This is a genomic window from Ruegeria sp. BI11, from assembly GCF_056538005.1.
This window is the reverse complement of record NZ_JBQFSM010000003.1, coordinates 280880-293433: the sequence shown is the minus strand read 5'-3', so window position 1 is coordinate 293433 and position 12554 is coordinate 280880. Positions and strand designations below refer to the sequence as shown.

The 12554-nt window shown below is 49.8% G+C and carries 8 protein-coding genes; 1 reads left to right on the top strand and 7 read right to left on the bottom strand.

Going from position 1 to position 12554, the window contains the following annotated elements; all coding sequences use genetic code 11:
- Positions 1 to 88: 88 nt before the first annotated feature.
- The 3 genes from ACR0DT_RS09825 to ACR0DT_RS09815 form a co-directional block, all read right to left on the bottom strand.
- Entirely contained in the window at positions 89 to 1090 is a 1002-nt protein-coding gene (locus ACR0DT_RS09825; RefSeq protein WP_480710554.1) for an endonuclease/exonuclease/phosphatase family protein, read from the bottom strand.
- A gap of 382 nt (positions 1091 to 1472) precedes the next feature.
- Positions 1473 to 2519: a hypothetical protein gene (locus ACR0DT_RS09820; RefSeq protein WP_480710553.1), complete on the bottom strand. Its 1047-nt coding sequence runs from the start codon at positions 2517 to 2519 to the stop codon at positions 1473 to 1475.
- 389 nt (positions 2520 to 2908) lie between these two features.
- Positions 2909 to 4150 (bottom strand): hypothetical protein, encoded by a 1242-nt coding sequence (locus tag ACR0DT_RS09815; RefSeq protein WP_480710552.1) that lies wholly within the window; start codon positions 4148 to 4150, stop codon positions 2909 to 2911.
- Positions 4151 to 4664: 514 nt separating this feature from the next.
- Between ACR0DT_RS09815 and ACR0DT_RS09810 the strand changes: the two genes are divergently transcribed.
- Positions 4665 to 7637 (top strand): AfsR/SARP family transcriptional regulator, encoded by a 2973-nt coding sequence (locus tag ACR0DT_RS09810; protein ID WP_480710551.1) that lies wholly within the window; start codon positions 4665 to 4667, stop codon positions 7635 to 7637.
- 594 nt (positions 7638 to 8231) lie between these two features.
- On the opposite strand, the gene ACR0DT_RS09805 is transcribed toward ACR0DT_RS09810, so the two are convergent.
- From ACR0DT_RS09805 to ACR0DT_RS09790, 4 genes are read right to left on the bottom strand one after another with little or no spacing between them, the layout of a single operon-like run.
- Positions 8232 to 8495 carry a hypothetical protein gene (locus tag ACR0DT_RS09805; protein ID WP_480710550.1) on the bottom strand — a complete coding sequence of 88 codons (264 nt, stop codon included), beginning with the start codon at positions 8493 to 8495 and terminating at the stop codon, positions 8232 to 8234.
- Positions 8492 to 9421, bottom strand: a complete 930-nt coding sequence (locus ACR0DT_RS09800) for a sugar kinase (RefSeq protein WP_480710549.1) — start codon at positions 9419 to 9421, stop codon at positions 8492 to 8494. The genes ACR0DT_RS09805 and ACR0DT_RS09800 overlap by 4 nt, the downstream gene beginning before the upstream one ends.
- Positions 9422 to 9429: 8 nt before the next feature.
- A complete protein-coding gene (locus ACR0DT_RS09795; RefSeq protein ID WP_480710548.1) occupies positions 9430 to 11217 on the bottom strand; it encodes an IlvD/Edd family dehydratase in 1788 nt (595 codons plus the stop codon).
- Between the two features lie 8 nt (positions 11218 to 11225).
- Positions 11226 to 12554, bottom strand: a complete 1329-nt coding sequence (locus ACR0DT_RS09790) for a TRAP transporter large permease (RefSeq protein WP_480710547.1) — start codon at positions 12552 to 12554, stop codon at positions 11226 to 11228.

The window sequence follows — 12554 nt, the reverse complement described above, 5'->3', positions numbered from 1 at the left end:
TCAAACTCGAAAGAGAGCGCACTATTCGCGACCGAAGGACCATCGGCATTCAGTCCGAGGGTGTTCTGTGAAGATTGAAGCCAAGAGCTTAATCTATCGTGACATCAATACTGATCGGGCAATGATCGCTTAAGCCGTTGCGGTTATCCGCTTCCTTGGATTTTTCAACATCTGCTCTGGTGAACCTCCGTTCCCAAAACGAGCCATCCACAAACCAATCTGCAATCCGGATATCCATAAGTATCCAATCGATTGGCTCAACACTGCGCCCCACACGCGTAGGGCACTTTCGAGTCACAGATGCAGGATGGGCTGTCAAAAACGGCTCGTTCAGGTCACCGTTGTTCAAAGCTCGCCATGCTTCACCTTCGAATTTGAACTGTCGAAAGCGACGGTTGAAATCACCAACGATGAAGAACGGTACTTCTGATGCAGCTCTGCTTTGGATCCAATCCGCCAAGGGCTGCATTTGCTTCCAAAACAACTTGCAGTCTTCGGACGGGTCGGTGGATGGGTTATCATCATCTGAGCAACTTGATTTCAGGTGTACTGACATCACCCAGAAATCGGTGCCATCAAACGACAAGCGTGCAGCAGTGCCCGCTCGCGTAGGATTGCCATCATCATCAACGACAACAAGATCGGTTAAGTCTTCTTGCTCAACAAAGGTGACACCGCTGTCTTTTCTGATCGCGATTGCCGTGTAGATGTCGTTCTTGGCACCCGGCGCATTGTCGCCTGGATGGCGAGAAGACATCACTAGATCGTATTCCGAAGGGGGAAAGATCCGTTCCGCCGCAGCTTTGGTCCCTATCTCTTGCAAACCAATTACGTCAGCGTCTGTGCCTTCACCCGATCCAAATTTAGACCGGTATTTCGTTAAGAGGTCATAGTCCTCGGTAGTTCGACTAGTACCCCAATCAAACAGTTTCACTCCCTCTTCGTGATGCAAGTTTTGAATGTTCCAAGCGCCGATCCGCAGAGTGTCGGCCAAAGCTGGGGTGGAAACCATCATCGAAATGCCTGCACAGGTAGCTAAGCGTCCTAAGGTCTTTTTCATAGAAACTGGTCCTTCTAAATCAATGGTCATCTAAATCTGCGCCGTAGCTTTGCACCTCAACTAGTATGATCCGATTGGGGCCGCAGCCACATTGATTGCAGAATTGCGATTTAACTATCATAGTTGGCAACAATATCCGTTTCGGGTCCTCCGGCCAATCAACCCCTCCTGTTAGCCTCGGTATAGATTTTGTTTCTGTTTAAAAGTAACATACCTAAGGGGCTGATTATTAGTAAAATTAATGTTTCACTTTGAAGACTATCGACGCTGGCTGCATTGAAAAAGAGAAATCAGTGGTCGTTAGCAGCCTCACTTTCGACGAAGATCTAACAGCGTCCGTGGAGCGCAGCGTACCCAACACACTATTGGCTTTGGTCACGCCGAATTGACGAAAGGCGTGACCAAGACTGCTTTAGATCAATTCCAATGCAGATGCTCTCTCTTGAAGGATCTGAGAAAGCGCCTCGTTAAATTGATTAATTGCTTCTGCCTTTCGCTTTCTCAGGTCTTCTCGAACTGCAAGAAGATTTACTTCACCGTCTTGTGAGCGCACTCTGGAAGGATCAATTCCAAGTTGCTCCATTTCCAAGATCGCGGATTCGATCTCTGCTTCAGCGTTCTCAATCGAAGTGACTGCCTGCTCTTTTTCTTTCTCTAAGGAAGCTTCAAAACAGGAGTACAGGTTCGAAGTGGCCGTAGCTACTTCTCTACTCTGTGACTGCTGCAACCGCGACGAACGTTCGGTCAATGAATTGGCTTCACTCTCAATTTCTCTGCGTTGAACACTTGGCTGCACACTTGTAACCTCAGGAATCTTTAAGAACCACTCTTGCCGGTCCATATAAAATTCTGGGATATCCAAGATTATCTCTGTATTGCCCCAAGTAAACTCTGGGATCTTTGTTTTGATCTCGGTTGTTTCAACATACACTTCCGGTACTTTGGTAATTATGTCGCTCCACCTTACGGTGCACTTTGGGACGCCTTTAGTCTTGCCCCCGAACGGCAACTTTATCCATGTATCCGTGCAGAATGTCTCAGGGTATTGCCCTGTTTTCTTATTAACAAATCTAGTTTTCGGAATGTCAAATTTGATTGACCGTAGCTTGAAGGTTGTTTTGGGTAGGCCAAAAACTATCCTTCGCTCCTTCATCGTGACCGTTGGTAGGTCAAATACAATCCGTTTCTCTCGCATTGTGAAATCAAAGTCGATATCAATAACGTTTTCTGCTGAGTCTTTAGACAACTTGTCAGCTTTGTTTGATAGTTGCCCGGCTTGATTTTCGACTTGTTTAAATTCCTGCTCGTATTTTGTGACAATTTCATTTAGTGCATCCTCGTGCACAGCGCATTGACTTCCAGCATAAGCGACAGAGTTTGCTGCTAGAGAGCTCGCTACTGCTAAACTCGCTAAACGGCCCGCGTTGCTAGGCACCATAAAACCACGACGATTGAACATAATTCGTTCCTCCAAGTTCAATTAAGAATCAGACGAAGCGATTGAACCAACCGGCCATAAACCCACCGCAAGTCGAGCGTTATCCGAGCGTTAAAATCCACGATTTGGGCCTTTAAGAGCCTGTTATCGTATGATGTTCTCCTTAAAAAATTGTTTGAATATAGCCTGTTAGACCTGCTTCGCTGGTGAAGCGTTCAGCCGAGGCGATATCTAGTTCTAGTATTGCCCGACGACTTCTCAGTTCGCGTTTAATCTGGGAATTGGGGTCATGGGAAGCTTACTACGCACTCTCACGGCCGCTCCAATTTGATGAGCGCCATAAGTACAATTTGACGAGTTGGCCCTAGATGCCCGACATAAGGCAATTTTCGATAGTCTCGTGATCGCGACTATTGTCTGGGAGGTACTTTGGGATCCGTGGAATTGCGAATGATGCGATCCGGCTCAGCTGCCATAACACCAACCTGCGCAGACGCGGAACAGTGCATTTCAGTAAACAATCCTGCTTGGATGCATATGGAAGGTGTTCGACTATTCAGTGCCCCGTCCTCACAAGCTGAGCACATTCTTTTTGCCGCCTCAGAGAGTTGCAGTGAATAGTCAAGCGCGGAAACAGCCGGCTCGTTAGGATTAAATACATCACCAGATGGAAGGTTTATGAACCACTCATCAACGTACTTCTGTACCTTCGCATAGTCTGGCAAGTCTACGATCATGTTGAATTCGGCTCTCCAAGGTATCATCTCGGTGTTTGGCAACTTGGCGCTTGCATGGCACGACAAACAGGAAGACTTTATGTCATCAGCTGGCCCGTTCGCGCGGCCATGAAAACCCAACGTTGGTCTTTCCGACCATCCGAATAAAATGCCATTTAGCAAAGGATTGATCCAGGTTTCACTCACTTCTTCAGGTTCGTATTTTTCCGGATCATCGCCCCACTGCAATGAAACGGGCTCCAAGTTATCAAATAACTGGTCGCCACGGGCAAGGCCAACCCAAGCGAAAGTACCAAACACCCAACCTACCGGTTGTGCGCGTTTATCTTTCACAGCGATATCAACTTGCAAAAGGCGAACGGACCTTTCTTCACGCTCAGTTACTTTTCCACTCCCTTCACTCAAATCGATTTTGGCCCTGAATTCTGGAGCCCCCTCAAGGTATTCAACTTGCGAAGTCGGCGCATCTGTGAATAGGAATTTTACTGACACTGTCCCTTCTTTGAACTGAACAGAAGACGGGTACTGGGGGTCGCAGGTGTCCTCGAAGATTTCACCGATTGTCTCTGCGCCGATGGCATTGTAAAAGCCCACTGCCCAAACCTGATGGCCACCTGTACTAGTAGGTGACAAGTCGCCTGGCATAGTGGTTCTTTCCTTTGTAAGCCCCATTAACGGCTCACGACCGTATTTCGTATAGTCCATCCATGGTACTATCCACCAATTGTGGTTTTCGGTTGCGGTAAGGACGGATCCAACACGCTGGAAATCTTCAGACACGGTCGATAGTATTGCATCCATATAGAGACGAGGCTCTTGGGTGAAATTGTATTTTTCCCAAGGTGTAATCATGGGGGACGAACCGGTCACAGGGTAATCTAACCTCCAGTTTGCGCGCGTGTCCTTGGAAGCCATTGTACTTCTTTTGAAATTTTCGCATGCCGCTGCGGGTGAGCAAAACTGGCATGTAAGCAAAGTCAGGAGACCAAACCCAAGGTAATGGAAACTATTTTGCACGTTAGAATCTCCTCATAACCAACAAAAAATGCATTTCAGTAAGTAGCCGCTTTTGGGGTCTTGCATGTGAGCTTGGTGTTTTAGTCCCTCACCCCGACACAATCGAATTTACCAGAACCAACTACGTTCAATTCCGCAACTCAGAACGCGTCCTCCAGGAGGTTCTTATCCAGCAGGTCGTGTTCTGGGCGCTAGGGTATTTTGCAACCTAACACATGTCTCCAGCCTTAGTCGCACTTGCATCATCACCAGCTCAGTTGCTCCATGGGAATCGGCATCAGATCCAGTTCGTCCACAGCATTCATCTTTCCAGCCCATAATCACGGTATATGTTTTCCGTTATTTTTCCGTGACTCTAGCAACTGTGGCGTGCATGATTTCCACATAAGTCAGCAATGCATAATAATCGTACATGGGTACTCAACCTAACATTAGAGTTAGTTTCCTAGGTCAATTTGCACTTTGGGATAACAGCGGTTCGCTCATAAAATTAAACAACCGTAAGTCGTTAGCGGTTTTTCTCGTGCTGCTACGTGATGGTCATGCAGAACGCCAGGCTCTTTCGGAATTACTGTGGAGTAAGTCACACGAATCCCAGCGCCGAAACAGTCTTCGACAATCTTTGGCTGAACTAAGGAGGGCTCTTGGAACAAATGACTATGTTCAAAACATAGGCAAGCACTCTTTGACTATTTCGAAAAACGCAGTTTGCTCCGACTTACAAGCCATTCAAGTTTCAAACGACCCAGAGTTTTTGCGCTCCAAGATCTCCGCAGCTCCAGAGTTCTTACTTGGCCTAGATGGCCTCGATCCAGAGTTCGATGAGTGGCTGTATCAAACTAGGCAGGAACTAAGAAGCGAAACCGTAGGCCTTCTAGAGGAGGCATTGCGAAGCTACAAAAATAAAGTACTTGGAAAACCTCAACTGGTACAATGTGAACTACTTAGAAGGTTGGACCCATACAGCGATTTGGCGGCAACAAAATCCATCATACACGAAGTTAACCGGGGCAACACGGCGCATGCTGCTCAAAGATTTTTGAAACACAAAAAGCTGCTGGAAGACGATCTCCAAGTGGCACCAACATTTGACATTTCAGATTTCATTGCATCTGCGAGTGCCGAAAAAGTCAAAGCTATGAAACCGCAATTCATTTCTGAAGACGCAGAATGGTGCAGAGAAGACATTATTAGAGACTTTCGGGATGTGATGAAGCGAGTTGAACCATTACAGGGTCAAGTAGTTTTTGTTACCGGCCCGTCTGGGGTAGGGAAAACATACACCGTCGAAAAATTCCTCAGAAGACACTCCACCAGTCAACAGAAGATTGTTTCACTTGGTGGTCCGGACTATGTAGGAGGTTCCACTACAGCGCTACTGTCGGGAATTGAAAATAGGCTTTCGAACGAGTTCGCTCAGGAGCTAGACCAAACTTCAAATTCAAAACTTCAAAGACAGCATTCTCCTAATGCCTTTATTTGGAGCCACGCCGAAGCTTCGAGTGACCATGATTCTATCACCGGTTCCATCCGCCTGGATGAGTTGATTTTGCATTCTGTCGAGGGCCCGTTCATAGTTCTCTTTTTCGATGACGCCCACTTAATGTCCAACGATCAAGTACGCACAATGGAGAAAATTCTTGCTGTCTGCCAAAGATCGAATTGTTTAATCTTCATCGCCACCAAGAGCGAACCCAGCTACTTCAAAGACGAAGAGCATCTTAGTTTTCGTCTCGCGGCTTTAAACAGAAGCCAAGTCCGCGAATTTCTTTCTTCTAAACACAATGGTCCGCAGAGTTCGGAATATGTCTCGAGCATTGTCGCTATGTCGCTGGGCCTTCCGGTGCTTATTCAACGAGCACTGGATCACGCCAGAATTTTGGGAGATGAGCGGCACCGTGCTTTGACCGAAGAAAAGTCAAACGGTTTGCGTGCTCAACCGACCAGCTCGGTTTTTATTGATCAAGTCCTCATGGCATTACCGCCAGGTGATAAAACTTCTTTAAAGCGAATTTCTTCATTTGGTGGAAAAATCAAACTTGACCGCTTTGTGGAGGTATTTGGCAGGTCACCGATAGCAGCAGAAAGTTCTCTATTAGACTTTCGGTTGATTAACAAAGATCTTATCCTTTCACGCAATATCCTGTCGATTTCTCATGAATTAATCGGGGAAAGATCAAAATCCATTCCCAGCCCGCATACAGTATTCAACGATCATTTTTACAAATCTATCCCCACTTTGAACAGAAACGAGATGTCCGCAATTGTGCGTTACATGGTGGACTTTGGGTTGGAACCTATGAGCGATACGGACTTTCTAGACCTCATTTCACGACTATCAGAATTCGAAATGTGGCATGAAATTATCATGTTGGTTGAAGAAACAAGAGGAAACTCATCCTATTTCTCCGCAAGCGAGAATCTGTACTTGCGTTGCCTTTACAACACCCAGCGGTATGTATCATTTGCACGAGAGTATACGCCGAACCCCAATCAACATGAGCCTTCACTAAAGAAACCATACGCACAGGCATGTGCTTACATTGGTGCAACTCCAAAGTTTGGTATCGAAAGTGAGTACACATCTTTTTTCTATCGCGGAAAGTTTAAGAAAGTTCTGATTTCGACAGAATCTCAAAGCAGCCTTGAAATCCATGGATATCGAGCAATGGCGCTGGCTCAATTGGGGCGGTTTAAAGATGCTCGCGAAGAAGTTAGTGAGATGTTGAGCTTAGTCACAGAGGACCGTGGTGAAGAAGACCGGCATCTGGCGGAGTTTTTCAGACAGTACGTTCTTACACACCAGGGCGAGTTCTCCGGTGCCATTTCGAACTTAAGAAGATCTCTACTTTCGCTTCATGGCCGAAGTGGGGAGTTCGTACACTCGCTTTTGCAGATACATCTTGGTTTTGTTCTGGTTCTTTTGGGCTATCCTGAGTCTGGGCTACGAACATTGAAAGCGTTGCAAGAGACACTTCCACTTGGTGAAACTGGTGTTTTGGCGGGTTATGCAGAGACTGCATTAACAAGTGCGCTGTTAGGTTGTGGGAAAATTGGGGAAGCGTCATCCATGGCCGAAAAATCGCTCCAAACTGCAATGATTTATAATTTAGAATCTGTAGAAGTTTGGGCTAGGCGCAATATTTTTCGAGCAAATTGGGACGAAAAAAGCCTTCCGTATCTGGAAGAAGCGACAGCAATGGCAAGCCGTCTAGAGATGACCCCTGACTGGCTTCATTTAATCAGATTGAAGGGAAACTATTATTTAGATCGTGGAAGCAATGAACTTGGCCAAGAGATGCTATCGGAGGCGGAGCGGGGTTATCATCGCATCGGAATGATCGGCAGTTTTAAGCAGTCGAAGGGAAAAACCGAGCGCGTGTAAACGGTTGAAGATGTCGAGCGAATCTCTCGACCCTAGACCAGTTCAGGCGTATGACAGTTGCAGAAAAACGCATGTTTCCTCCGGTGATGTCTTGAAGGACGATGCCCGCAGTATCACTATTAGACTAAGCGTCCTAAAACCAAGTCTTGTTCATTGTTTTCACTCCCTGATTGGCTGCGTTCCAAGCCAAAGCAGCTCACCGAAGCAAAACAAAAGCCCGCAAGCGAGCTTGATGCCGAACCGGTTGCGAAGGTCGGCACCAATATCGAACGCTCTGCTTTAGCCTGCTTGGTAGGGCTTTCAAGCGCAGAGGCGGAACCTTGCGACCGATGCAATGTACCAATCTTGGCGGTCTGCTACGGCGCGACATAGATCGCGTCGAAAATTTGTTTTTCCTGCTCGGCGACTTGCGTTCCAAAATCATCTTAAAGTGTAAGACTACCTAACTCGATCAAGTGCCGTGTAGGCCTTTTCCAACAACGCCATCACCTCGCTTAAGGTGGTGGCACCCGGTAAGATCGGCAAATCCTCGGTTTCGCAAGCGGCCAGCAGGGAGTCTGTCGCTCTCGGCGATACTCCGAATACCGCACCGTCTTACTTTGCCGCTCGAACATCCTCCGGCGTTCGCAGCGTTCCCGCACCAACCACAGCGCCCTTGATTGAAGCCGTCTCAGAGATCGCCTTTAGCGCGTCAGCGGTGCGTAAAGTTACCTCAAGCACTCTGTGCCCACCGGCCAAGGGGGCTTGCGCGAGTGAGACTGCATCTTCCGCGCGCTCAACTTCCAAAACAGGCATGACTGGACATAGACCGCCGATTTCCAGCACTTGCTCGCTTTTCATCCTGGAAGGATAGCTCATATCTTGAGTCCGGACTGCTGAAGCAATGCAAGCACCGCCTCACGTTTTGGGATCGACTTAGCGGCCCCATGGCCTTGAACGGACAAGGCAGCTGCTGAGGCAGCATAGAATGCTGCTTCGAAAACTGTACGACCCTCGATCAGTTGCGAAAGAAATGTGCCATCGAAACAGTCTCCGGCACCGCTTGCATCGACGGCTTCAACCTTCGGCGCTGGAATATGCCGCACCTCATCCTGAAAGGACACCAGAACACCCTGCTCGCCCATGGTCAGCGCAATAATCGATGGTCCACGATCCCTAAAATATCGGATAATGTCGTCCGGCTGTTCCAAACCCGTCAGAACGCGTGAGTCATCGAGGCCCGGCAGCAGGATGTCCACCTTCGTAATGGTTTCCATAATGACTCGACGTGCTTGCTGAAGCGGCCAGAGCTTTAATCGTAGATTTGGATCATAAGACACGCGTCCGCCGCTGAGTTTTGTTTTCTCAATGGCTTTTTCCGTAGCCGCACGGGCGGTCTTGCTGATCGCCTGCGTTATGCCCGAAAGATGGACAATCGGCACATTTTTAAAGATAGCGTCGCGAAGGTGCTCTGGCCCAAGCTGTGATGCCGCCGAACCGGCGCGGCGGTACTCAAAATGGTGCTCGCCTTCGTCGTGAGTGATGAGATAGAGACCGGTTTGGCCATCAGGCAGCGTTTCAACGTAGTCATCATTGACGCTTTCCATGCTCCAGAAATTCCGAATCTCAGTACCGAATGGATCATCACCAAGAAAAGACACGATTGCTGAACGCACACCCTGCCGCGCGGCCGCAACTGCCACGTTGGAGATGTCACCTCCAAAACCAGACTGCCATTGACCCGGCCCGACGTTGCTCAGCTCGAACAGGGGTTCTCCGACACAAATGAGATCTATTTCAGCCATTCCAGTGCTCAATGGTTGTTGCGCAAAGAGTACCTGCGCGCGATGTCTTGGTACTCGGGAGCACCTTTCATCACCATGCCTTCCGAAAACTGCGAAACAGTGTATCGGAAAATATCCTGCCAAGGTGACTGGCTCTCCGGGACAGGGTAGCCGCCGTCGGCATCAAGCTGCTCGCGTCGTTGGGCAAATTCCTGAGCGGTAAGAAGCGCATTGACCGTTCTTTCGCGCAGGTTCACACGAATTCGGTCACCGGTTCTTAGAAATGCAAGGCCACCGCCATCTGCGGCTTCCGGCGACGCATTCAGGATTGAGGCTGATCCCGAAGTGCCCGATTGCCGACCATCTCCGATGCAAGGCAATGCGCGAATACCCTGCTTTATCAGATAGCTCGGCGGCCGCATGTTAACCACTTCGGCACCGCCAGGATATCCTTTGGGTCCGGCCCCCCGCATGACCAGAATGCAGTTTGCATCTATATTCAGAGCGGGGTCGTCGATCTTTGCGTGAAAGTCTTCAGGCCCGTCAAAAACGATTGCGCGTCCTTCAAAAGCATCAGGGTTTGCAGGATCTGATAGGTATCGCTGGCGGAACTCTGCGTCGATAACGGATGTTTTCATCAGCGCACTGTCAAACAGATTGCCTTTGAAGTTCAGAAAGCCTGCATTGGAAAGCAGAGGGTCATCTGCGGGTCGGATGACGTCGCGGTTGGTGGCAGTCTGCCCAGTATAGTTTTGGGCCATCGATTTTCCGTTCGCGCCTTTAGTATCTGGGTGCGGCAGTAATCCGGCTTCCAGCAACTCTGAAACGACCGCAGGAACCCCGCCAGCGCGAAAGAAGTCCTCACCCAGGTATTCACCGGCGGGTTGCATGTTGACGAGCAATGGGACTTCGAATCCGAACTGCTCCCAATCATCGTTGCTCAACTCAATTCCCAAGTGGCGCGCGATGGCGTTCAGATGAATCGGGGCGTTGGTCGATCCACCTAACGCAGACCCGACCACGATTGCGTTTTCAAGGGCCTCACGTGTCATGATATCACTGGGACGGATATCTTCATGGACCATTTCGACGATACGCAAGCCAGTGGCGTAAGCCATCTGCCCACGTTCTCGATAGGGCGCTGGAATGGCTGCGGATCCAGGCAATTGCATCCCCAACACTTCGGCAAGAGAATTCATCGTGGATGCCGTACCCATCGTGTTGCAATACCCTACGGACGGGGCCGATGCTGCCGCGAGTTGCAAGAACCCTTTTGCGTCGATTTCACCTGCTGCGAACTTCTGCCGTGCCTTCCAGATGACGGTGCCCGATCCAGCGCGCTCGCCTTCATGCCAGCCATTCAGCATCGGTCCCACCGAAAGCGCGATAGCCGGGATGTTGACTGTTGCCGCCGCCATCAGCAGAGCCGGAGTTGTTTTGTCACAACCGATGGTGAGCACAACGCCGTCTATTGGATAGCCGTACAGCGTCTCAACTAAGCTCAAGTACGCAAGGTTGCGGTCCAGCATCGCCGTCGGACGCTTGCCCGTTTCCTGAATCGGGTGGACCGGAACCTCCAGCGCGATCCCGCCTGCAGTACGGATCGCTTCGCGCGTTCGGTTCGCCAACTCCAAATGGTGTCGGTTGCAGGGAGACAGGTCACTGCCCGTTTGCGCAATGGCGATGATGGGACGATCAGATGTTAGTTCTTCGATTGTTAAACCGTAGTTCAGATAGCGCTCCAGATAGAGAGCCGTCATCTCAGGATCATCGAGATTGTTGAACCAGTCCTGGGACCGCAGCTTTGTTTTTCTCATTTTAAACCTCACCAGCGACCGGTTACACCGGGGAACGCAATCAGTATCGCAAGCGCCAGCACCTGCATTGCAATGAATGGCAATAGGGAGCGGAAGATCTCTCCGAGCGATATTCCCTCGGGCGCGACTGATTTCAGATAGAATGCGGCTGGGCCAAACGGCGGTGACAAAAAGCTAACCTGCATATTCATCGCAAAGACCACGCCGAACCAAACCGGGTCCAGGCCGAGGTCACGCACGATTGGGACGAAGATCGGCATTGTCAGCAATGCAATACCAACCCAGTCGAGGAACATGCCCAGCACAAAGAGGATCAGCATCATCAGCAGCACGATGACTGTCGGGTTTTCCGAGACGCCGACGATAAGTCCCGAAACAAAGTTGATGCCACCCATCAGATTGAACACGCCAACCAGGGCGGACGCGCCAATACCGATCCAGACGATCATACCAACCGTCGATAAGGTTTGCAGTGCAGCGCCCTTTAGCAATTCCCACGAAAATTCTCCACGGATCACTGTGGACAGAGCAACACCGAAAACGCCCATTGCCGAGGCTTCAGTAACTGATGCAATCCCTCCATAAATGGATCCAAGCACCACAATGACCACGATAATCGGGAGTATCAGACCCTTGAGTAGGCGCAGCTTGTCTTTGGTCGAGATTTCATCCGGTTCCGGTACGGGCGCGACCTCGGGGTTGAGATATGCCCGAACCAATACATAGGTGATGTAGAAGGATGCCAGCATGAGGCCCGGCAGAAACGATGCCGTAAACAGGTCGCCAATCGAGACGCTCGCTGTCAAACCGTAGATGATCAACACGATGGACGGCGGGATCATCGTGCCAAGCGCACCACCGGCGCAGCACACACCGATAGCGAGTCTTCGATCATAGCCCAAACGCAGCATTTGCGGCAGCGCCAGAAGGCCCAGCAGGACGACTTCACCACCGATGATGCCAGACATCGCAGCAAGAACCACAGCCACTAGTAAGGTTTGGATGGCAACACCACCTCGCAGCCTTCCACCGACGACGCGCATCGCATCGAAGAGGTCCTTTGCGATGCCTGAACGATCCAGGATCGACGCCATAAGCACAAACATTGGCACCGAGACGAAAACAAAACTGTTTACGAAGCTGAATATTCGCGAGGTGATAAGGGGAACTGCCATTGGGCCGAACCACCCAAGGGCGAAGATCAGGGCGACGAGCAGGGTCACGAACGCCAGCGGCATGCCCGTCAGCAACAGCCCCAGCAACATGACGAACATAACCAGCGTCGCCCATTCAATGCCCATGGCCTTGAAGTCTGTGAACAGTGACAAAACTTCCAT

Coding starts and splice junctions, on each gene's coding strand:
- ACR0DT_RS09825 (WP_480710554.1), bottom strand. CDS start 1,090: ATGACCATTGATTTAGAAGGACCAGTTTCTATGAAAAAGACCTTAGGA.
- ACR0DT_RS09820 (WP_480710553.1), bottom strand. CDS start 2,519: ATGTTCAATCGTCGTGGTTTTATGGTGCCTAGCAACGCGGGCCGTTTA.
- ACR0DT_RS09815 (WP_480710552.1), bottom strand. CDS start 4,150: ATGGCTTCCAAGGACACGCGCGCAAACTGGAGGTTAGATTACCCTGTG.
- ACR0DT_RS09810 (WP_480710551.1), top strand. CDS start 4,665: ATGGGTACTCAACCTAACATTAGAGTTAGTTTCCTAGGTCAATTTGCA.
- ACR0DT_RS09805 (WP_480710550.1), bottom strand. CDS start 8,495: ATGAGCTATCCTTCCAGGATGAAAAGCGAGCAAGTGCTGGAAATCGGC.
- ACR0DT_RS09800 (WP_480710549.1), bottom strand. CDS start 9,421: ATGGCTGAAATAGATCTCATTTGTGTCGGAGAACCCCTGTTCGAGCTG.
- ACR0DT_RS09795 (WP_480710548.1), bottom strand. CDS start 11,217: ATGAGAAAAACAAAGCTGCGGTCCCAGGACTGGTTCAACAATCTCGAT.
- ACR0DT_RS09790 (WP_480710547.1), bottom strand. CDS start 12,554: ATGGAAGTTTTGTCACTGTTCACAGACTTCAAGGCCATGGGCATTGAA.